The sequence below is a fragment of the Wenjunlia vitaminophila DSM 41686 genome, from assembly GCF_000380165.1.
GTDB lineage: Bacteria > Actinomycetota > Actinomycetes > Streptomycetales > Streptomycetaceae > Wenjunlia > Wenjunlia vitaminophila.
The window spans coordinates 1-19,861 of record NZ_KB904700.1 but is presented as its reverse complement, the minus strand read 5'-3'; the positions used below and the strand labels follow the sequence as shown (position 1 = coordinate 19,861).

The 19,861-nt window shown below is 72.2% G+C and carries 19 protein-coding genes and 1 tRNA gene; 4 read left to right on the top strand and 16 right to left on the bottom strand.

Annotation, left to right across the window (positions count from 1 at the left end; translation table 11 throughout):
- Positions 1-36 precede the first annotated feature (36 nt).
- Positions 37-108, bottom strand: a tRNA-Gln gene (locus tag A3IG_RS0122035).
- A gap of 34 nt (positions 109-142) precedes the next feature.
- Positions 143-820, bottom strand: coding sequence for a hypothetical protein (locus tag A3IG_RS0122030; protein WP_051087595.1), 678 nt, complete (start codon positions 818-820; stop codon positions 143-145).
- Positions 821-1,071: 251 nt separating this feature from the next.
- On the opposite strand from A3IG_RS0122030, the gene A3IG_RS0122025 reads away from it, so the two are divergent.
- Together A3IG_RS0122025 and A3IG_RS0122020 are read left to right on the top strand one after the other, a co-directional pair.
- Positions 1,072-2,058 (top strand): acyl-CoA desaturase, encoded by a 987-nt coding sequence (locus A3IG_RS0122025; protein ID WP_018385757.1) that lies wholly within the window; start codon positions 1,072-1,074, stop codon positions 2,056-2,058.
- On the top strand, positions 2,055-2,759 hold the full coding sequence (locus A3IG_RS0122020; RefSeq protein WP_078500841.1) for a TetR/AcrR family transcriptional regulator: 705 nt from the start codon (positions 2,055-2,057) through the stop codon (positions 2,757-2,759). Before A3IG_RS0122025 ends, A3IG_RS0122020 begins: the two co-directional genes overlap by 4 nt.
- Positions 2,760-2,885: 126 nt before the next feature.
- Here A3IG_RS0122020 and A3IG_RS0122015 read toward each other — a convergent pair whose 3' ends face one another.
- Positions 2,886-3,731, bottom strand: coding sequence for a trans-aconitate 2-methyltransferase (locus tag A3IG_RS0122015; protein WP_018385755.1), 846 nt, complete (start codon positions 3,729-3,731; stop codon positions 2,886-2,888).
- A gap of 126 nt (positions 3,732-3,857) precedes the next feature.
- On the opposite strand from A3IG_RS0122015, the gene A3IG_RS0122010 reads away from it, so the two are divergent.
- Positions 3,858-4,355, top strand: a complete 498-nt coding sequence (locus A3IG_RS0122010) for a MarR family winged helix-turn-helix transcriptional regulator (RefSeq protein ID WP_018385754.1) — start codon at positions 3,858-3,860, stop codon at positions 4,353-4,355.
- A 10-nt stretch (positions 4,356-4,365) separates the two neighbouring features.
- Here A3IG_RS0122010 and A3IG_RS0122005 read toward each other — a convergent pair whose 3' ends face one another.
- The 12 genes from A3IG_RS0122005 to A3IG_RS0121950 all read right to left on the bottom strand — a co-directional run bounded on the left by A3IG_RS0122005 (position 4,366) and on the right by A3IG_RS0121950 (position 17,727).
- Positions 4,366-5,301, bottom strand: a complete 936-nt coding sequence (locus tag A3IG_RS0122005) for a LuxR C-terminal-related transcriptional regulator (RefSeq protein WP_018385753.1) — start codon at positions 5,299-5,301, stop codon at positions 4,366-4,368.
- Between the two features lie 240 nt (positions 5,302-5,541).
- Positions 5,542-6,696 carry a galactokinase gene (galK, locus tag A3IG_RS0122000; protein ID WP_018385752.1) on the bottom strand — a complete coding sequence of 385 codons (1,155 nt, stop codon included), beginning with the start codon at positions 6,694-6,696 and terminating at the stop codon, positions 5,542-5,544.
- A 120-nt stretch (positions 6,697-6,816) separates the two neighbouring features.
- On the bottom strand, positions 6,817-7,824 hold the full coding sequence (gene galE / locus A3IG_RS0121995; RefSeq protein ID WP_018385751.1) for a UDP-glucose 4-epimerase GalE: 1,008 nt from the start codon (positions 7,822-7,824) through the stop codon (positions 6,817-6,819).
- Positions 7,814-8,932, bottom strand: a complete 1,119-nt coding sequence (gene galT / locus A3IG_RS0121990) for a galactose-1-phosphate uridylyltransferase (protein ID WP_018385750.1) — start codon at positions 8,930-8,932, stop codon at positions 7,814-7,816. Before galT ends, galE begins: the two co-directional genes overlap by 11 nt.
- A 278-nt stretch (positions 8,933-9,210) precedes the next feature.
- Positions 9,211-9,885, bottom strand: a complete 675-nt coding sequence (locus A3IG_RS0121985) for a helix-turn-helix transcriptional regulator (protein ID WP_018385749.1) — start codon at positions 9,883-9,885, stop codon at positions 9,211-9,213.
- A gap of 189 nt (positions 9,886-10,074) precedes the next feature.
- On the bottom strand, positions 10,075-11,856 hold the full coding sequence (locus tag A3IG_RS0121980; protein WP_026220538.1) for an ABC-F family ATP-binding cassette domain-containing protein: 1,782 nt from the start codon (positions 11,854-11,856) through the stop codon (positions 10,075-10,077).
- 378 nt (positions 11,857-12,234) lie between these two features.
- The gene (locus A3IG_RS0121975; RefSeq protein WP_018385747.1) at positions 12,235-13,161 is read right to left on the bottom strand and encodes a 4-(cytidine 5'-diphospho)-2-C-methyl-D-erythritol kinase; all 927 of its coding nucleotides are present in this window, start codon (positions 13,159-13,161) and stop codon (positions 12,235-12,237) included.
- 65 nt (positions 13,162-13,226) lie between these two features.
- The gene (rsmA, locus tag A3IG_RS0121970; protein WP_018385746.1) at positions 13,227-14,099 is read right to left on the bottom strand and encodes a 16S rRNA (adenine(1518)-N(6)/adenine(1519)-N(6))-dimethyltransferase RsmA; all 873 of its coding nucleotides are present in this window, start codon (positions 14,097-14,099) and stop codon (positions 13,227-13,229) included.
- A 122-nt stretch (positions 14,100-14,221) separates the two neighbouring features.
- On the bottom strand, positions 14,222-14,503 hold the full coding sequence (locus A3IG_RS0121965; RefSeq protein WP_018385745.1) for a hypothetical protein: 282 nt from the start codon (positions 14,501-14,503) through the stop codon (positions 14,222-14,224).
- A gap of 104 nt (positions 14,504-14,607) precedes the next feature.
- Positions 14,608-15,489 carry a TatD family hydrolase gene (locus A3IG_RS0121960; RefSeq protein ID WP_018385744.1) on the bottom strand — a complete coding sequence of 294 codons (882 nt, stop codon included), beginning with the start codon at positions 15,487-15,489 and terminating at the stop codon, positions 14,608-14,610.
- A 37-nt stretch (positions 15,490-15,526) separates the two neighbouring features.
- Positions 15,527-17,164, bottom strand: coding sequence for a methionine--tRNA ligase (gene metG, locus A3IG_RS0121955; RefSeq protein ID WP_026220537.1), 1,638 nt, complete (start codon positions 17,162-17,164; stop codon positions 15,527-15,529).
- A 107-nt stretch (positions 17,165-17,271) separates the two neighbouring features.
- Positions 17,272-17,727 carry a hypothetical protein gene (locus tag A3IG_RS0121950; protein ID WP_018385742.1) on the bottom strand — a complete coding sequence of 152 codons (456 nt, stop codon included), beginning with the start codon at positions 17,725-17,727 and terminating at the stop codon, positions 17,272-17,274.
- 303 nt (positions 17,728-18,030) lie between these two features.
- On the opposite strand from A3IG_RS0121950, the gene A3IG_RS0121945 reads away from it, so the two are divergent.
- Complete coding sequence (locus A3IG_RS0121945; RefSeq protein ID WP_018385741.1) at positions 18,031-18,468, top strand: nuclear transport factor 2 family protein; 438 nt, start codon at positions 18,031-18,033, stop codon at positions 18,466-18,468.
- A 67-nt stretch (positions 18,469-18,535) separates the two neighbouring features.
- Here A3IG_RS0121945 and rsmI read toward each other — a convergent pair whose 3' ends face one another.
- A complete protein-coding gene (gene rsmI / locus A3IG_RS0121940; protein ID WP_018385740.1) occupies positions 18,536-19,396 on the bottom strand; it encodes a 16S rRNA (cytidine(1402)-2'-O)-methyltransferase in 861 nt (286 codons plus the stop codon).
- Positions 19,397-19,861: the final 465 nt, after the last annotated feature.

Sequence of the window (19,861 nt, the reverse complement as noted above, 5' to 3'; positions counted from 1 at the left end):
ACGCTCAGAGGGCCGTGGAAGACCAGGACCTGAGAGCTCCGCCGCCAGGACTCGAACCTGGAATAATCGGACCAAAACCGACAGTGTTGCCAATTACACCACGGCGGATTAACTTTAACGAAAGGGACATCTTGCCATCAGGCTAGCGTCCGGCCTGGATTGCGGACACCACTATGCCGTACCACCAGCCCTCGATGCGACGGTATAGATCAGCGCCTCCGACCACGTAGATCGTAAGACATCCTCGGTAACCCTCCCCCACGTTCTTGCGGAGGGTCCTGGGATTGTGCTTCTTGAGGACCGTCTTCCGCAGCGCCCCGACGGGCACCCCCACCAGGTCCGCCCAGAACCGCTCGGCCGCCGCGACGTCCGCGCTCTCGTGGATGGACACGGTGAACCGCCAGCGTTCCCGCCCGACACCGAGCAGTTCCAGCCAGCGCAGGAACAGCGCCATGACATCAGGGTCGCTGTTGACGAACTGCACGGTTTCCCGCACGGCGTAGGGCTTGCTCTTGGCTCCCTCTGCCCAGTACAGGGCGACTCCTGCCAGGAACAGCTCGCGCTCCGTGAGCCGGCCGATCTCCTGGGCCGCGGCGAGCTTGGTCCGCTGGCGGGCTACACCCCTTTCCCTACGGTGCGGCGCCCACCGGGCCTCGGCCATCGTCCGGGCATGAGCCCGCCGTGCCGGCCGCGGCAGGTCCCGTACCCACAGCGAGACCGAGCTCTTGGCCACTCCCAGCTCGGCCACGATCTCGTCATACGTCCTGCCCTGACGCCGCAGCTCGCGGGCGCGCTCGCGAACCTCCGTCTTCGGTCTCATGTCCGTCACCCTGACGGGCGGCCCGTGCGTGCGTCCGGCGCTCCACTCCTGATCACACGTCCGAGCGAATGGACGGGCTCTAGCCGTTACCCCTGAGCCGCACGAGTAAAGGCGTCTCAAATGGGCACACTCCCGCGGCCGGCGGACGCGGGGAGCTTGCCCGCACCACGTCTCCTGCCATACTTACGGCGCCGTAGGTTACGGAACCGTAGCCACATACTCCCTGCCTTCGAGCCCGACGAGGGATGCCCATGACCGCACCGTCTGACGTGATCGACGACGCCCCCGAGGCGGACACCAGCCCGGCCGAGGAGCCGATGGCGACGCTCGGCGGCGAGAACAAAAGAACCATCGAACAGGTCGCCCTCGCCCTGTTCATCGTGATCCCGTTCGCCGCGCTGGTCGCAGCGGTCCCCCTCGCCTGGGGCTGGGGGGTGAGCTGGCTGGATCTCGGGCTGATGATCGCGATGTACTACATCGGTTGCCACGGGGTCACCATCGGCTTCCACCGCCACTTCACCCACGGTTCGTTCAAGGCCAAGCGGCCCGTGCGCATCGCTCTGGCCATCGCGGGTTCGCTGGCCATCGAGGGGCCCCTGGTGCGCTGGGTGGCCGACCACCGCAGGCACCACAAGTACTCCGACCACGAGGGCGACCCGCACTCGCCGTGGCGGTACGGCGAGACCTTGCCCGCGCTGCTCAAGGGGCTGTGGTGGGCGCACATGGGGTGGATGTTCGACAGGGAGCAGACCTCCCAGGAGAAGTACGCCCCGGATCTGGTCAAGGACCCGGCGCTGCGGCGGATCTCCCGGCAGTTCCCGCTCTGGACGACCATCTCCCTGCTGATCCCGCCGCTGGTCGGGGGCCTCGCCACCTGGTCCTGGCAGGGCGCGCTGAGCGCGTTCTTTTGGGGGTCGCTGGTGCGCGTGGCGCTGCTGCACCACGTCACCTGGTCGATCAACTCGATCTGCCACGCGGTCGGCAAGCGTCCGTTCAGGTCCCGGGACCGGGCCGGCAACGTGTGGTGGCTGGCGCTGCTGTCGTGTGGTGAGTCGTGGCACAACCTGCACCACTCCGACCCGACCTCCGCCCGGCACGGGGTGCTGCGGGGGCAACTGGACTCCAGCGCCCGGATCATCCGGTGGTTCGAGCTGCTGGGATGGGTGAGCGACGTTCGCTGGCCCAGCAAGGAACGCATCGCCGCCCGGCTCAAGGACAACGTCACCGAAGCGGCATGATTGTCGCTGTGAACGATCCCAGCGGCAGTCATCAACGCAGGTCACCAGGGAGCGCCCGCCGAGCCCGATCATCGGGAGGCGGGCGCACCCGTGTTCGGATGACCGGCAAGGAGCGCCGCGAGCAGTTGCTGGAGGTCGGCCGAACGCTGTTTGCCGAACGCGGTTACGAGGGCACCTCGGTGGAGGAGATCGCGGCGCAGGCGAGGGTGTCCAAACCGGTGGTGTACGAGCACTTCGGTGGCAAGGAGGGCCTGTACGCGGTCGTGGTGGACCGGGAGATGCGGATGTTGTTGGACATGGTCAACGGCGCGCTGACCGGGGGGCATCCGCGGGAGCTGCTCGAGGAGGCGGCGTTCGCCCTGCTGGACTACATCGATCAGTCCACGGACGGTTTCCGCATCCTGGTGCGGGACTCCCCGGTCGCCCAGTCCACGGGGATGTTCGCGTCCCTGATCAGCGACATCGCCCGGCAGGTGGAGGACATCCTGGGGCGGGAGTTCAAGGCGCGGGGCTTCGATCCGAAGCTGGCACCGATGTACTCGCAGATGCTGGTGGGCATGGTGGCGCTCACCGGGCAGTGGTGGCTTGACGTGCGGAAGCCGAAGAAGTCGGAGGTGGCCGCGCACCTGGTGAACCTGGCCTGGAACGGCCTGGAGGGCATGGAGCCCAAGCCCCGATTGATAGGTCGGCGCAAGGTCTGAGGCCAGCGGGTACGCGGCCGGGGCGGTCGGCTCAGTGCGGTTGCGGGAACCAGGCGGTTGCCCACGGGGTCGCGGGAGCCGCCGGGCGGCGCGGCGGGCTGGACGCGGTCGAGGGCGGTGGTGTGGTCACGTGTCGGCCCTCCGGACGGCGACGGCGAAGACCCGGCGGAACGGGAGGACGGTGCCGAACGGTTCCGGGGGGTAGGCGGCGCGGAGCAGCTCCCCGTACTCCTCCAGGAACGCCTGCTGGTCGGCCGGGTCCGGCAGGGCGTCGAGCACCGGGCGCAGCGCCGTGCCCCTGACCCAGTCCAGGACGGGGTTGTCGCCCTGCAGGACGTGGAGGTAGGTGGTCTCCCAGACGTCGACGTCGCAGCCGAGCGCGCTGAGGCGGCGCAGGTACTGCTCAGGGGTGAGGACCCGGTCGGTGGGGCCGGTGGCGTGGGCGAGGCGGCGCCGCCAGTGGGGGCGGTTGGCGACGTCGAAGAGGAGGGTGTGGCTGGGGGAGGTGAAGTTGCCGGGCATCTGGAGGGCCAGGACGCCTCCGGGGCGCAGGCCGGCCACCCAGGCGGGGAAGAGGGTCCAGTGGTCGGGGACCCACTGGAGGGCGGCGTTGGACAGGATGAGGTCGTGGGGGGCGTCCGGGGTCCAGGTGGCGATGTCGGCCTGGGTGAGGTGGAGGCTGCCTGACCGGGCGGTGGGGCCGGCGAGGTGCTCGGCGGCGGTCAGCATCTCCGCGGAGCTGTCCACTCCGGTGATCCGGGCGGCGGGCCAGCGGTCGAGGAGGGAGGCGGTGAGGTTGCCGGGGCCGCAGCCGAGGTCGGTGACGCGTGGGGTGTCACCGCCGGGCAGTGGGGGGATGCGGGCGACGAGGTCGTAGAAGGGGCGGGACCGGTTGCCGGCGTGGCGCAGGTACTGTCCCGGGTCCCAGGTGCCGGAGTGGTTGGACGTCGGGGTGGTGGGGGTGTCGCTCATGCCGCACCTCGGGGGGTTGGTCGTGTCCCGTTGTCTGTGACCTCGTGGTGGTCGCGGATCGAGCCTGCCCCTCAGTTATCTCGATGTCAAGAGACTTCATATCGACACAACCACTACACTGGTCCCATGGAGGACGAGGTCGACCGCTTGGTGGCTGCGTGGCGCAGGGAGCGCCCTGACCTCGACGTGGGGCCGTTGGAGGTGTTGAGCCGGGTCAGTCGGCTCGCCCGCCACCTCGACCGGGCGCGGAGGATCGCCTTCGCCGAGCACGGTCTCGAGCCGTGGGAGTTCGATGTCCTCACGTCCCTGCGTCGGGCGGGTGCGCCGTACCAGCTCTCCCCCGGGCAACTCCTCACCCAGAACCTGGTGACGTCGGGGACGATGACCAACCGCATCGACAGGCTGACCAAGAAGGGCCTCGTCGAACGGCTGCCTGACCCCAGCGACCGGCGCGGTGTGCTGGTGCGGCTCACGGACGAGGGACGTGACCGGGCCGACCAGGCACTCGCCGCGCTGCTGGTGCAGGAACGGGCGATCCTGAGCGGGCTCAGCGCCCGACAGCGGGGCGAGCTGGCGAACCTGTTGCGCCAGTTGGTGGCACCCTTCGACAACGTGCCGGGCTGAGCCGGGCGGGTCAGCCGCCGTGCCGGGCGGCGGGGACGGTGTCCACCGGGCCCACGCCGGCGCGGCGGGCCAGGGCGACGGCGGCGAGGGTGGAGTGCACCCCGAGCTTGCCGAGCACGTTCTGCATGTGGGTGCGGACCGTGTGGGGGGACAGGTAGAGCCGTTCGGCCACCGCCTTGCGACCGAGACCCGCGACCATGCAGCGCAGCACCTCCTGCTCCCGGGGGGTGAGCGACTCGACCAGGCGCTCGCTCTCGGTGCGGTGGCGGCGGGCCGCGGTCAGCTCCCGGAGCACGCCGGTGAGCAGCGCGGGCGGAAGGTGCGTCTCGTCCCTGAGCACCCCGCGGACCACCGCGAGCAGCCGGCTCAGCGAGCAGTCCTTGGCCACCCAGCCGGAGGCTCCGGCCTGGAGCGCGCGGGCGGCGCGCCGGGGGTCGTCGCGGTCGGCCAGGACCACGGCCCTGGTGCCCGGGTGGTCCAACCGGACCTTCTCCACCAGGCCGAGCCCGTCCCCACTGGGCACCGGGGGCGCCCCGTTGTCCCGGGTCAGGCCGTCGCGGGCCTGCGCGGGCCGCATGCCGTCCCGGGCGACCGGGCCCCTGGCGGCTCCGATTCCATCCCTGGCCGCGACGTCCCGGCGCACCAGCCCACGGGCGAGCGGGTCCCGCAGGCCGCCGACCGGAGTGGCGGGCGCCGTGGGGTGGTCGGGGCCGCGCAGGTCGGGGACGCGCTGCGGCGTGGGCTGGCTGCCGGCGCCGAGGTCAGCGTCGACCAGGAGGACGTTGTAGCGGCGGCCGTCGGCGGCGGCCCGCTCCAGACACCGGTGGGCGGCTGCCTCGCTGCCGGCGGCGGACACCTCCACGTCCGGCTCGGCGGCGAGCGCGGCGGCCAGCGACTCGGCGAAGATGCGGTGGTCATCCACGACCAGGACGCGAATCCGTCCCATGATGCTCCCCCCAGGGTGTGGGAACGGGCTGGCTGGGGCCGGCCCGGGACGGGGACCATGACCGCACGGCCGCCGCCGTGCGTGGTGCCACGGTGGTCCCGCCCCGGATGCCGAGCCGCTCGTCTCGCCCCCTGGTACCGGCCCCCACCGGTACCCACTGCTCAGCGTACGACCGCGGGCGGGCAAACGCGGCGGAATCGCAGAACTCCGGCCACCTCCTGCCGTCCCACTCGCTGGGGTTTACCGCAGGCGACGTGCTCCCGGGCCCGGGACGGCGGGGAACATGCGTGGCGGGCGGTGCCCCGCGGCGGCGAACGCCCCGTGGACCGCGGCGCTCACCGGGTCCACCGCGTCCTCCTCCACCAGCACGATCGCCGAGCCGCCGAAGCCGCCCCCGGTCATCCTGGCGCCGAGCGCGCCCGCGGCGTTGGCGGTGTCCACCGCCAGGTCCAGCTCCGGACAACTGATCACGAAGTCGTCCCGCATCGACGCGTGGCTCTCCGTCAGCAACGGCCCGACGTCACGCACCTGACCGGAGTCCAGCAGCGCGACCACCCGGTTCACCCGGTCGTTCTCGGTGACGATGTGCCGGACCAGGCCGCGGGAGGTCGCGTCGGGGAGCGCGGCGAGCGCGGTGTCCAGGTCGTCCAGCGACAGGTCCCGCAGGGCGGGGAGCCCCAGGCTGGCCGCCGCTGCCTCGCAGCCGGCACGGCGCTCGGCGTAGCCGCCGTCGGCGAGGTCGTGCTTGACCTGGGTGTCCACGACGAGCAGGCGCAGCCCGAGGCTGGCGAGGTCGAACGGGACCTGCCGCTGGGCGAGGTCCCGGGTGTCCAGGTGGAGGGCGTGGCCCTCGGTGCAGCAGGCGGACGCCATCTGGTCGAGGACCCCGCAGGGCACGCCCACGAACGCGTTCTCCGCCCGTTGCGCGAACCGGGCCAGCGCCGTGGCGGGCAGCCCCAACTCGTACACGTCGTTCAGCGCGAACGCGACCGCGCACTCCAGCGCGGCCGACGAGGACAGGCCCGCCCCGGTGGGCACGTCGCTGTTCAGGTGGATGTCGGCGCCGTCCACCGGGTGTCCGGCGTCGCGCAGCGCCCACACCACCCCCGCCGGGTAGCCGACCCACCCGCCGCCGGGCCGTGGGGTCAGTTCGCCCACCGCCAGGTCGTGCGTCAGCCCGTCGGGGGCCTGGCCGGAGTGGACCCGGAGTCGCCCGTCGGTACGCGGGCGGACCGCGGCCTCGACGGTGTGCGGCAGCGCCAGCGGCAGCACGAAACCCTCGTTGTAGTCGGTGTGCTCACCGATCAGGTTGACCCGCCCCGGAGCCGCCCACACCCCGGTCGGGGCGTGGCCGTAGAGGCTGGTGAAGGCGCTGGCGGTGTCGTTGGCGGTCACGGGTCGGGACCCCTTTCTGCGGATGCTGGTGCGGCCCGAGGGCCCGGTTTCTTTCGGGTGCCGACGACGCGGTGGGCGAGGGGGACGGGAGGCTGGTGGGGGTGTCCGGCGGTGCCGTGGTCACCCGGCGCGCAGTCCGCGGGCGAAGTCCCAGGCGTCGGAGACGATGTCGGCCAGGTCGGCGCGGCGGGGCCGCCAGCCGAGGACGGTCCTGGCCCGTTCCGCGGACGCGACCAGCACCGCCGGGTCACCGGCCCGGCGGGGGGCGGTGACCGCGGGGACGGGGTGGCCGGTGACCCGGCGGACGGTGTCGATCACCTCGCTGACCGAGAAGCCGTTGCCGTTGCCGAGGTTGCAGATCAGGTGCCGCTCCGCGGGGTCCGGTCGCTGCGGCGCGGACACGGCGTGTGCGTGGTCCAGGGCCAGCAGGTGCGCCGAGGCGAGGTCCGCGACGTGGATGTAGTCCCGCACGCAGGTGCCGTCGGGGGTGGGGTAGTCGTCGCCGAAGACGGAGACGTTCTCCCGCTCGCCGAGGGCGACCTTCAGGACCAGGGGGATCAGGTGGGACTCCGGGTCGTGGCGCTCCCCGTAGGCGCCGTCGGCCCCGGCGACGTTGAAGTAGCGCAGGGAGACCGCGGCGAGGCCGTGGGCGGCGCACTCGCCGCTGATCATGTGGTCCACGGCGAGCTTGCTCGCGCCGTAGGGATTGGTCGGCGCGGTCACCGCGGACTCGGGGATGGGAACGGTGTCCGGTTCGCCGTAGGTGGCGGCGGTCGAGGAGAAGACCAGGGTGCGCACGCCGGAGGACCGCATGGCGGCGAGCAGCGCGATGGTGCCCCCGACGTTGTTGCGCCAGTACTTCTCCGGGTTCACCACGGACTCGCCGACCTGGGAGCAGGCGGCGAAGTGCAGCACCCCGTCGTAGGTGGGATCGAGGACCTGTTCGGCGTCCTGCACCCGGCCCTGCACGAACTCGGCCTGCGGGGGCACCGCCTCGCGGAACCCGGTGGACAGGTCGTCCAGCACGGTCACCCGGTGTCCGGCCCGCAGGAGGTGGTCGGCGACGACGCTGCCGACGTACCCGGCACCTCCGGTGACCAGGTAGCGGCGTGGGGATTCAGCGGACACGGGTGGCCACCTCTCGCAGTTTGCTGGCCGCCGTCTCCGGCGGCACGTCATTGATGAACACCCCCATACCGGACTCCGACCCAGCGAGGAACTTCAACCTGCCCGACGCGCGGCGGATGGTGAAAAGTTCCAGGTGGAGGGCGTACTCCGGACGGGCCTGAGGGGTGCGGGGGGATTGGTGCCAGGCCGAGATGTACGGCGTGGGGCCGGCGTCGTCGCCGAACAGGCGGTCGAAGCGGCGCAGCAGTTCCAGGTAGATCCCAGGGAACTCGGCGCGCGCGGCGTCGTCGAGCTCGGTCAGGTCGGGGACCCTGCGGTGCGGGTAGAGGTGCACTTCGTAGGGCCAGCGGGCGGCGTGCGGCACGAAGGCGGTCCAGTGGTCGCCGGACAGGACGACGCGGGTCCCGGTGTCCCGTTCCCTGGTCAGGACGTCGTCGAAGAGGTTGCGGCCGGTGCGCTGCCGGTGGGCGGCGACCGAGGCGAGCATCTGTTCGGTGCGGGGGGTGGTGAACGGATAGGCGTAGATCTGGCCGTGCGGGTGGCCCAGGGTCACCCCGATCTCCCGGCCCCGGTTCTCGAAGCAGAACACCTGCTCCACGCCGGGGAGGCGAGCGAGTTCCGCGGTGCGGTCAGTCCAGGCGTCGAGGACGAGCCGCGCCTGGTCGGGTCCGAGGTCGGCGAACGACAGGTCGTGGTCCGCGGTGAAGCACACCACCTCGCAGCGGCCGGCGCCGGGGCGGGTGACGAACTCGGGAACGACGGTGGCGGGACCTGCCGCAGGGGGCCGGTCGTCGTCGGGGCCGCCGGCCAGCGAGGGGAAACGGTTCTCGAAGACGACGACGTCGTAGTCGGCCGCGGGTATCTCGCTGTGCCTGCCCTCCCGGGAGGGGCACAGCGGGCACTCGTCCGCCGGCGGGTGGTAGGTGCGGCTCTGCCGGTGCGAGGCGATCACCACCCACTCGTCGAGGAGCGGGTCGTGATGGAGCCGGGAGCGGGAGGTGCCGCCGTCCAGGGGACGCGGGTCGGGGGTGTCGCGCACGGCGTCGTCCCGGGAGTCGTAGTAGATCAACTCGCGACCGTCCGCCAGTCGGGTCGTCGTCTTCTTCACCCTGTGCCTCGCAAAGCGCCCCCAATGGTAAACATAAACAAACACATCAGACCATGCTTGAACAGTCCTGTCCAGCGATGCCCAACGGGCACCACGGGACACGGGTCCAGCGATGCCCAACGGGGCACCGCTGGACATGGGTCGGTTACCCATAGAGCGGCAGAAGTCTCCCCCTACCAGAAACCCACAGAATTCGACGCCCATGCGTCCGGTGAAGGATGCCGCGACACGGCACAGGGACAGGAGAACCGAGCGCGCGGCACCGCCCCCGGGTGCGCCTACGGCCGGTCGCCCGTGGCCCGGTCGAGCAGGCCGGTGCGGGCGGCCAGGGCCGCGGCCTCCAGACGGGACCCCACGCCCAGCTTCATCAGCACCCGCTGCACGTGGGTGCGGGCGGTGCTCGGCGCGATCCCCATCCCGGCGGCGATCAACCGGGTGTCCTCCCCCTCGGCGACCCGCACCAGGACCTCCACCTCCCGCGGGGTGAGCATCTGCAACAGCCGGGCGCCCTCGTCGTCGGGTTCCACAGCGGGGTTGAGGAGCTCGGCGAACGACTGCTGGAGGAGCTGCGGGGCCACCGCTACCTCACCCGCGCGGGCCTTGACCATCGCCCGCTCCACGCCCTCTATCCGCTCGTCGTGCCGGACGTAACCGGACGCCCCGGCGGCGAAGGCGGCGGCGATCCCCCGGGGGTTGGGCACCGGGCCCAGCACCACCACGGCCACCCCGGGCCGCTCCCGTTTGATCCGCAGCACCGAGTCGAACGCCGCCGGCTCATTCGGGCCGGAGGTCCCGATCAAACACACCTCAGGGGTGCGGCTGAACACCAGGTCGGCAGCCGCACCGCTGGGCGCGGCGGCAGCCAGGACCCGGTGGCCACGCAGCTTGAGCGCGGAGGCCAGCGCCTCGGCGAGCAGGCGGTGGTCGTCCACGACGACGAGCCGGACGCCCATGGCGGTTCCTCTCCTAGGGACCCGAACCACGCTGATCCACACAGACCTTAGCGCCGGAAGGTACACGCTAGTTCGACACAGGGTGGCATTCACCAGCCGGAAAACCCCGGCCTGTCGGCCAGGCCGGGGTTTTCTGGCTCGTTTGCGACCACAGGGTGTCCAGCTCCGGTGGGTCGGCGGTACGCCGCCTCAGCCCTCGGCCAACTCCAGCCAGGTGGTCTCCAGGTCGTCCCGCTGCTCGGTGATCCGGCGGAGCTCGGCGTCGAGCTCGGCGACCTTGGCGAAGTCGGTGGCGTGCTCGGCCATGCTGGCGTGCAACTCCCGTTCCCGGACGGAGAGCTTGTCCAGTTGCCGTTCGATGCGGGCCAGTTCCTTCTGCGCCGCACGGGTGTCCCCACCGCTCCTGCGCGGGGCAGCCGGCGGCGCGGCGGCCTGGCGGGCGGCCTGGCGCCGCTCCAGGTACTCGTCGATACCGCGGGGCAGCATCCGCAGGCTGCGGTCACCCAGCAGGGCGAAGACCCGGTCCGTGGTGCGCTCGACGAAGTAACGGTCGTGGCTGATCACCATCAGCGAGCCGGGCCAGCCGTCCAGCAGGTCCTCGAGCTGGGTGAGGGTCTCGATGTCCAGGTCGTTGGTCGGCTCGTCCAACAGCAGCACGTTGGGCTCGTCCATCAGCAGGCGCAACAGTTGCAGCCGGCGCCGCTCACCTCCGGAGAGGTCCCCGACCGGGGTCCACTGCCTCTCCCTGGTGAAGCCGAACCGCTCGCAGAGCTGGCTGGCCGTCAACTCCCTCCCCCTGCCCAGGTCAACACGCTGACGGACCTTCTCCACCGCCTCGAGCAGCCGCCACGTGGGATCGAGTTCCGCGACCTCCTGGGAGAGGTAGGCGAGCCGCACGGTCCTGCCGACGACCACCCGGCCCGCCGCCGGCTGCCGCTCCCCCTCGCTGGCCGCGGCCTCGGCGAGGACCCGGAACAGGGAGGTCTTGCCCGCGCCGTTGACCCCGACCAGGCCGATCCGGTCCCCGGGTCCCAGTTGCCAGGTGAGGTGCTCGAGCAGCACCCGGGGGCCGGCCTGGACGGTGACGTCGGTGAGGTCGAACACGGTCTTGCCGAGCCGGGAGTTGGCGAACCTCATCAGCTCGACGGTGTCCCGCGGCGGAGGCACGTCGGCGATCAGCTCGTTGGCGGCCTCGATCCGGAACCGGGGCTTGGAGGTGCGGGCCGGGGCGCCCCGGCGCAGCCAGGCGAGTTCCTTGCGGACCAGGTTCTGCCGCTTGGTCTCCTCGGTGGCCGCGATCCTCGCCCGCTCGGCGCGGGCGAACACGTAGTCCGAGTAGCCGCCGTCGTACTCGTGGACGGTGCCGCCCTGGACGTCCCACATCCGGGTGCAGACCTGGTCCAGGAACCACCGGTCGTGGGTGACGACCACCAGGGCACAGCGGCGCACCCGCAGGTGGGCAGCGAGCCAGGCGATGCCCTCGACGTCGAGGTGGTTGGTGGGCTCGTCGAGGACGATCAGGTCCTGTTCGGCGATGAGCAGCTTGGCCAGGGCGATCCGTCGGCGTTCACCACCGGACAGCGGCCCGATGACGGTGTCCAGGCCCTGGTCGAACCCGGGGAGGTCCAGGCCGCCGAAGAGCCCGGTGAGCACGTCACGGATCTTGGCGTCACCGGCCCACTCGTGGTCCGCGCGGTCGCCGACCACCTCGTGGCGGACCGTGGCGGACGGGTCCAGCGAGTCGCCCTGGGAAAGCATGCCCAGCCGCAGCCCCCCCGCGTGGGTGACCCGTCCCGCGTCGGGCTCCTCGACCCGGGCCAGCAGCCGCACCAGGGTCGTCTTGCCGTCGCCGTTGCGGCCGACGACACCGACCCGGTCGCCCTCGTTGACCCCGAGGGAGAGGCCGTCAAGCAGGGTCCGGGTGCCGTAGACCTTGCGCACTGCCTCGAGGTTCACAAGGTTGACAGCCACGTTCTCTCGTTCTCCCCGGGTCCGCTGTGTGGTCGATCACCTCCAGGGTAGTCGGCCGACCCCTTATTCCCTTCCCCGCCGGCTATGGAAGCGCCGCTGCGCGGCGGCCGGCGGGGGTGCCCCTTGTNCCCCTCCCCGCCGGCTCGGCAAGCGCCGCTGCGCGGCGGCCGGCACCCCCTATTCCCCTTCCCCGCCGGCTATGGAAACGCCGCTGCGCGGCGGCCGGCGCCCCCTATTCCCCCTCCCCGCCGGCTATGGAAACGCCGCTGCGCGGCGGCCGGCGGGGGTGCCCCCTGTTCCCCTCCCCGCCGGCTCGGCAAGCGCCGCTGCGCGGCGGCCGGCGGGGGTGCCCTGCCGGCTCGGGAAGCGGCCGGCGGCTCAGGTGATGACGGCGGCGCCGGGGACGGGGCCGTGGGCGACCCGGACCGACTGGCAGTTTCCGCTGGCCAGCAGCGCCTCGGCGATGTCGTTGGCCGCCTCCGTGTCCTTGGCGAGGAACGCGCAGGTCGGGCCGGAGCCGGAGACCAGGGCGCCCAGGGCGCCGGCCTCCGTGCCGGTGTGCAGGGTGGCGGCCAGCGCCGGCCTCAGCGACAGCGCCGCGGCCTGGAGGTCGTTGGCCTCCCCGAGCAGGGCGCCGAGAGCCACCGGGTCGCCGCGGCGCACCGCGTCGAGCACCTCGGGGTCCGGCTCCGGCTCGGGCCGGTCGGCGACGGTCCAGCCCTGGCCGCCGCGCCGGCGCAGCTCGTCACAGGCCCGGAAGACCTCGGGGGTGGACAGGCCGCCATCAGCCATGGCGAACACCCAGTGGAGGGTCTCACCCGCGGGCAACGGCTCCAGGACCTCACCCCGCCCGCGGCCCAGGGCGACCCCGCCGAGCAGCGGGAACGGCACGTCGCTGCCGAGGTCGGCGGCGAGCCCGAGCAGCTCCTGCCGGCTGGTACCGGTGCCCCACAGGGCGTCGCAGGCGACCAGTGCCGCGGCACCGTCCGCGCTGCCCCCGGCCATCCCGCCGGCCACCGGGATGTCCTTGGCGATGTGCAGGTGCACCCGGGGTTCCAGGCCGTGGCGGGCAGCGAGCAGCCGTGCCGCCCTGGCGGCGAGGTTGGTGTCGTCCACCGGCACCTGGTGGGCCTGGGCGCCGGACACGGTGAGCCGCAGGGCGTCGGCCGGGGTGACCGAGACCTCGTCGTACAGCGAGACGGCGCAGAAGACGTTGGCCAGGTCGTGGTAGCCGTCCGGGCGCACGCCCCCGACCACGAGCTGGACGTTGACCTTCGCGGGGACACGGACGGTGATGGTCGGCACGGTGGCTGCTCCCAACGACGGTGGTTCGAGGCGCGGTGCCGGGGCGGGCCCGGAGCTGGACAGCGTTACGTTAGCGGGCGGTGCTCGGCGATCCTGGCGAACTCCGCCACCGTGAGCTCCTCCCCGCGGGCGCGGGGGGACACCTCCGCGGCGAGCAACGCCGACTCGGCGGCGGCGGCCGACCCGGCCCAGCCGGCGAGGGCCGCCCGCAGCGTCTTGCGGCGCTGCGCGAACGCCGCGTCCACCACCGCGAACACCTCCCGTCGGCTGGCCCGGGTGGTGGGCGGGTCCCGGCGGACCAGGGAGACGAGCCCGGAGTCCACGTTGGGCGCCGGCCAGAACACGTTGCGGCCGATGGCCCCGGCCCGCCGCACCTCGGCGTACCAGTTGGCCTTGACCGAGGGGACTCCGTACACCTTGTTCCCCGGGGCGGCGGCGAGTCGGTCGGCGACCTCGGCCTGCACCATCACCAGGGTGCGCCCGACGGTGGGGAACGTGGCCAGCATGTGCAGCAGCACCGGGACGGCCACGTTGTAGGGGAGGTTGGCCACCATTGCGGTGGGGGGCGGCCCCGGCAGTTCGGTGACGTGCAGGGCGTCCTCGTTGACGAGTTCGAACCGGTCGGCGCGTTCCGGGAGCCGGGCACGGACGGTGCTGGGGAGAGCTGCGGCCAGCCCCGGGTCGATCTCCACGGCCACCACCCGGTCGGCGGCCTGGAGCAGCGCGAGGGTGAGCGACCCGAGTCCCGGTCCGACCTCCACCACCACGTCGTCGGGGGTGACCTCGGCGGTGCGCACGATGCGGCGGACCGTGTTGGCGTCGATGACGAAGTTCTGCCCGAGCTGTTTGGTGGGGCGCACGCCCAGCGCGGCGGCGAGTTCGCGGACGTCCGCGGGGCCGAGCAGCGGGCCGGGGTCGGAGGCGGTACGGGAGGTCACGTGAAGAGCCTACGGCTGTCCCGACGGGGGCAGCGTCCCGTGTCCGGCCGGGGCGGCCCTCGGACCGCCCCGTCCCGCGGCCCTGGCTCCCCGTCCCGCGGTTCCCCGGCCGGCGGGCTCGGCTACGGGTGCCGGGCCCGTACGGCCTCCCACCAGGTGACGACTCGGTCGGCCATCCGCTCCACCTCCAGGGTGGCCGGATCGAGCCCGAAGTGCTGCTCCATCTCGTTCCACAGGTACGCGCTGATCCCCGTTCGGTCGGCGCCCCGCCACAGTCTCCTGAGCAGCGGCCCGATCATGCAGTCGTACTCGTCCTGGACCAGCTCGGCGACCCCGATCGGGTCCCACTCGTTGAGAAGGAACCGGAGGTTGCCGGACTGGGCGGCGACCTGCTGTGTGTCCATGCCTGCCCCCTCGGCCACCCCACGGGGTGCGGACACCCGGCCGGCACCCCGCTCGGCCGGCCCCGCGGGCGGACCAACCAGGGTAAGCGGAAGGTGTCGGGAAGTCAGTAGGTGAAGGCCCGAGCGGTGTTGGCCGCCACGGCCGCGGCCAGTTCGTCCTCGTCGTCGCCGCGTACCGCGGCCATCGCGCGGAGGGTGACCGGGATCAGGTACGGCGCGTTGGGGCGCCCCCGGTGGGGAACCGGGGTGAGGAACGGGGCGTCGGTCTCCACCAACAGCAGTTCCCGGGGGGCCGCAAGCAGCGCGTCGCGCAGGGGTTGCGCGGAACCGAAGGTGACGTTGCCGGCGAACGACATCCACCAGCCGTGGTCGGCGCACACCTTGGCCATGGCGGCGTCCCCGGAATAGCAGTGGAAGACCACCCGGTCCGGGGCGCCCTCCTCGGCGAGGACGCGCAGGACGTCGTCGTGGGCCTCCCGGTCGTGGATGACCAGGGTCTTGTCGTGCCGCTTGGCGATGTCGATGTGCCGGCGGAACGACTCGTGCTGGATGGCGACGCCCTCGGGGCCGGTCCTGAAGTAGTCGAGGCCGGTCTCCCCGACGCCGCGCACCTGCGGCAACGCGGCCAGGGCGGCGATCTCGTCGAGCGCGGCGTCCAGGGCGGCCCGGCCACCGGGCGGGCGGCGCTGACCGCTCCAGCCGTCGGGGTCCCCCAGGACCAGCCGCGGCGCCTCGTTGGGGTGGAGCGCCACGGTGGCCCACACGGCGGGGTGTGCGGCGGCGAGGTCGGCCGCCCACCGGGAACCGGCGACGTCACAGCCGACCTGGACAACCGTCTCCACGCCGACGGAGGCCGCCGCGGCCAGGGCGTCGGCCGGGTCCCCGGACTGCATGTCGAGGTGGGTGTGGGAGTCCGCCACCGCCACCCGGAGTGGCTCCGGCAGCGGCGGAGGCGTCGCCCGGTCCTTGCGTTCGTTCCGGCTCACCCGGCGGCCTCCGGCAGCGCACGCGCCACGGCGCCGTTCACGCGGTCTTGCCTTCCTCCTCCAGACGCGGGAAGAGCACCGCGCCCTTGGTGACCGTGGCTCCGGCCGGGAGCTGCCCCCACCGCCCGGCCTGCCGCACCGGCTGGTCGGACAGCGCGCCGAGCGCGTCCTGGGCCCCCAGCGAGTCCCAGAGCTTGCCGCAGGTCTCCGGGAGCACCGGGTTGAGCAGCACCGCGACCGCGCGCAGCGCCTCGGCGGCGGTGTAGAGGATGGTCGCGAGCCTCGCCCGGGCCTGCGCGGAGTCGTCCTTGGCCACCTTCCACGGGGCCTGCTCGGTCAGGTACCCGTTGACCTGCTTGATGAAGTCGAAGACGGCCGCGATACCGCCCGCGAAGTCCAGTTCGTCGCCGATCCTGGTGTCGGCGTCGGTCACCGCCGCCGACAGCGACGCGGCCAGTGCCCGTTCGGCGTCGCCCACCGCGGTGGCTTCGGGCAGGGCCCCGTCGAAGTACTTCACGACCATGGCCGCGACCCGGGAGGCCAGGTTCCCGAAGTCGTTGGCGAGCTCCGAGGTGTAACGGGCGGAGAAGTCCTCCCAGGAGAACGAGCCGTCCTGCCCGAACGCGATGGCGCGCAGGAAGTACCACCGGTACGCCTCCACCCCGAAGTGCCCGGTGAGCTGCTGGGGGGAGATGCCGGTGAGGTTGGACTTGCTCATCTTCTCGCCGCCGACCATCAGCCAGCCGTGGGCGAACACCTTGCCCGGCAGTGGCAGTCCGTTGGCCATGAGCATCGCCGGCCAGATCACCGCGTGGAACCGGAGGATGTCCTTGCCCACCAGGTGCACGTCGGCCGGCCAGACCTTGGAGAACCTCTCCGGTTCCGAGCCGTAGCCCACCGCGGTGGCGTAGTTGAGCAGCGCGTCCACCCAGACGTAGATCACGTGCTTGGGGTCCCACGGGATGGGGATGCCCCAGTCGAAGGTGGACCGGGAGATCGACAGGTCCTGGAGGCCCTGCCGGACGAACTGCACCACCTCGTTGCGGGCGGAGGCCGGCTGGATGAAGTCCGGGTTGGCCTCGTAGAACTCCAGCAGCCTGGGGCCGTAGGAGGAGAGCCGGAAGAAGTAGTTCTCCTCCTTGAGCATCTCCACCGGCCGCTTGTGGATCGAGCAGAGCCGGACGCCGCCGTCCCCGTCGATCAGCTCGGCGGGAGTCTTGTACGCCTCGCAGCCCACACAGTACGGGCCCTCGTAGCCGCCCTGGTAGATCTCACCCTTGTCGTACAGGTCCTGCACGAACTCCTGCACCCGCTGGGTGTGCCGGGGCTCGGTGGTGCGGATGAAGTCGTCGTTGGCGATCTCCAGGTGCTCCCAGAGGGGCTTCCAGGACTCCTCCACCAGCTTGTCGCACCACTCCTGGGGGGAGAGGCCGTTCGCCTCGGCCGTGCGCATGATCTTCTGACCGTGCTCGTCCGTCCCGGTCAGGTACCACACCTTCTCGCCACGCTGGCGGTGCCAGCGGGTGAGCACGTCACCGGCGACGGTCGTGTAGGCGTGGCCCAGGTGCGGAGCGTCGTTCACGTAGTAGATCGGAGTCGTGACGTAGAACGCCGGGGCGTCCGCGCCCGCGCCGACCGCGCGCTCCGCGGTTTCTTCAGATCCAGTGGCCGCCATGGTCATGAATCCTAACGGCCACGGCTGTCCCGTCCCCAACCCGTTGTCCACGGGCCGGGACGGCGCCCGGTCCGCCGCCCCACCGGCCCGCTGACGGTCCGGGTGCGTCAGGCCGCCGGCCCTGACCTGCGGTGCGGGGACAGGTTCCGCAGGATCGCCGGCAGGTGCCAGTGGTGGCGGCCCCCGCCGCGCCCTTCGTCGCCGCCCTCGGCCACGGCGTCGCGGTCGGGGGTGGAGCGGTCGTTGTTCCCGCCGCCACGCCCGGCCCGGGAACCGCCCCGTGCGCGTTCGGTGCGGGACAGCAGCGCCGAGACGGTGCCGGCCTGCATGATGCGGATCAGGTGGCCGCCGCAGTTCTCACAGGTCGGCCGGGTCAACGGGGAGGGGATGGTGCGGCCCTCCACGGAGTAGGCCACCACGGTGGCGCCGTGGGGTCCCGTGCGGTGCCGTATCTCGTAGGACTGCTCCCAGGCGTGGGCGCACCGCAGACAGGCGAAGGAGTACGCCTCGTGCACCACGTCGTCGGGGCCGGTGGTGGAGGAGGTTCCGAAGGTCTCGCTCATGGCAGCTCCCGATGCCCTCCGGACAGTCGTCCGGACCGGGTCTTTCTCTCCAGCGAACGCCCCCCAGCAGTCAGCTCATAGGAAGAATGCCGGCCTTTGGGTGAGATTTGGCGCCCCCATGGCCCCAGTTGACCTGGGAGCCCGTCCGGCTTTACCTCCGCGACGCGCCCTTTACCCGGGTCCGTTGACCGGAGCCGCGGAGCCTACGAAAGTCGATCGCGATTCCGTTTGCGTGCCAGGAGACGTTCGGGAACGATCTATCGAATACCAGTACGACACGAGCTCGAACCGAAGGGACACTCCATGACCACACGTGCCGTGGTGGAGGAACTGCTGCGCCGGATCGGTACGGGCGACCCCGAGCACATCGCCGAGCTGTACGCCGAGCGGGGCGACTGGAAGCTGGACTGGCCGGAGGCCGAGCACGGCCGCGCCGCCACCCCGTGGATCCGCCACCGGTCCACCCGGGCCGACGCCGCCGCCCACTACCGTGAGCTGGCCGAGCACCATGTGCTCGAGGACGTGGCCACCGTGATCGAGCGCATCCTCATCGACGGGGATGACGCGGTCGTGCTCGGTGAGATCCGCCAGACCGCCCGGCCCACCGGACGTGCCTACCGGGCACGGTTCGCCCTGCACCTCACCGTCGAGAACGGCCTCGTCACCCGGCACCACGTCTACGAGGACAGTCTCGCCGTCGCCCAGGCGTTCGAGCCGGAGGGGTCCGAGGAGCGCGGCTGATCCCGCCCGTGCGGACGCGGGTTGCCCCCCCCCGCGCCGAGGTGGTCGTTCACCACCGGGACCGGCTCTACGACGGGGGCTGGCCGTCGCGCCGCTTGACGGCCACCACCGCGTCGAAGACGGCGCGCTTGGGAAGCCCCGCACCGGCGGCCACCGCGCTGATGGCCTCCTTCCGGCTCTCCCCCGACTGCTCCCGGGCGGCCACCCGGCGCGCCAGCTCCTCGTCGGTGAACTGTTCCGGCACGGCCGGGGGAGCGCCGGCGACCACCACGGTGATCTCGCCGCGCACCCCGGGGGCGGCCCACTCGGCGAGTTCGCCCAGCGGTCCCCGCCGCACCTCCTCGTAGGTCTTGGTGAGTTCCCGGCACACCGCGGCCGGTCGATCGGCGCCGAACGCCTGCGCCATCGCGGCCAGCGAGGCGGCAAGGCGGTGCGGGGACTCGAAGTAGACGAGGGTCCGTGGCTCGCCCGCCACCTCAGCCAGCCGCGCGGCACGCTCCCCCGACTTGCGCGGCACGAACCCCTCGAAGCAGAAGCGGTCCACCGGCAGCCCGGACAGGGTCAGCGCGGTCAACACCGCGGAGGGCCCCGGAACGGCGGTGACCCGCACCCCGTGCTCAACGGCGGCGTTGACCAGCCGGTACCCGGGGTCGGACACCGACGGCATCCCGGCATCGGTCACCAGCAGCACCCGCGCCCCACCGGTGAGCGCGGCCACCAGATCCGGGGTGCGGGCCGTCTCGTTGCCCTCAAAGTAAGACACCACCCGCCCGGGCGGCGCCACCCCCAAGGCCGCCGCGAGCCGCCGCAACCGCCGGGTGTCCTCCGCCGCCACCACGTCCGCCTCCGCCAACTCCACGGCAAGCCGCGGCGGCGCGTCCCGCACATCACCGATGGGGGTTCCCGCAAGTACCAGCACACCGTTCACCCACCCATCCTCCCAGCCCACCAAGCCCCCCACGGCCCACGGCCCCCGCACACAAGCAGCCGCAGCGGCACCTTCGCTCCGAGAACGAGCGACCGCACGACGAGGAACGCCGGCAGGGGCACCCCAAAGCGGCCGACGGCGAGCGAACCCCCGGGAAAACCCGCAGTGTCGTGCAGCCCCACCCCGGCGACGCGAAGACGTGAGCGAGCCAAAGGCCGCGCCCCTGCCAAGAGACGAAGCCAGCGACCGAGGAACGAGGGAGCCGGCTGAGGAACGCCGGCAGGGGCACCCCAAAGCGGCCGGAGGCGAGCGAACACACAAAAGCAGCCGGCGGCGAGCGAACACAGGTAAGGCCGCACCCACTCCCCTTCCTTCCCTACGATGGCCCGGTGACCAGTGACACCGCCACCCAGGCACCAGCCGGCGCCGACCCGGGCCCTGCGGAGGAGGTGGCTGTCCGTCCCG

What these genes read in the sequence shown, in the direction of transcription:
- A3IG_RS0122030 (WP_051087595.1), bottom strand. Translation starts at nt 820, where the DNA reads ATGAGACCGAAGACGGAGGTTCGCGAGCGCGCCCGCGAGCTGCGGCGT.
- A3IG_RS0122025 (WP_018385757.1), top strand. Translation starts at nt 1,072, where the DNA reads ATGACCGCACCGTCTGACGTGATCGACGACGCCCCCGAGGCGGACACC.
- A3IG_RS0122020 (WP_078500841.1), top strand. Translation starts at nt 2,055, where the DNA reads ATGATTGTCGCTGTGAACGATCCCAGCGGCAGTCATCAACGCAGGTCA.
- A3IG_RS0122015 (WP_018385755.1), bottom strand. Translation starts at nt 3,731, where the DNA reads ATGAGCGACACCCCCACCACCCCGACGTCCAACCACTCCGGCACCTGG.
- A3IG_RS0122010 (WP_018385754.1), top strand. Translation starts at nt 3,858, where the DNA reads ATGGAGGACGAGGTCGACCGCTTGGTGGCTGCGTGGCGCAGGGAGCGC.
- A3IG_RS0122005 (WP_018385753.1), bottom strand. Translation starts at nt 5,301, where the DNA reads ATGGGACGGATTCGCGTCCTGGTCGTGGATGACCACCGCATCTTCGCC.
- A3IG_RS0121985 (WP_018385749.1), bottom strand. Translation starts at nt 9,885, where the DNA reads ATGGGCGTCCGGCTCGTCGTCGTGGACGACCACCGCCTGCTCGCCGAG.
- A3IG_RS0121965 (WP_018385745.1), bottom strand. Translation starts at nt 14,503, where the DNA reads ATGGACACACAGCAGGTCGCCGCCCAGTCCGGCAACCTCCGGTTCCTT.
- metG (WP_026220537.1), bottom strand. Translation starts at nt 17,164, where the DNA reads ATGGCGGCCACTGGATCTGAAGAAACCGCGGAGCGCGCGGTCGGCGCG.
- A3IG_RS0121950 (WP_018385742.1), bottom strand. Translation starts at nt 17,727, where the DNA reads ATGAGCGAGACCTTCGGAACCTCCTCCACCACCGGCCCCGACGACGTG.
- A3IG_RS0121945 (WP_018385741.1), top strand. Translation starts at nt 18,031, where the DNA reads ATGACCACACGTGCCGTGGTGGAGGAACTGCTGCGCCGGATCGGTACG.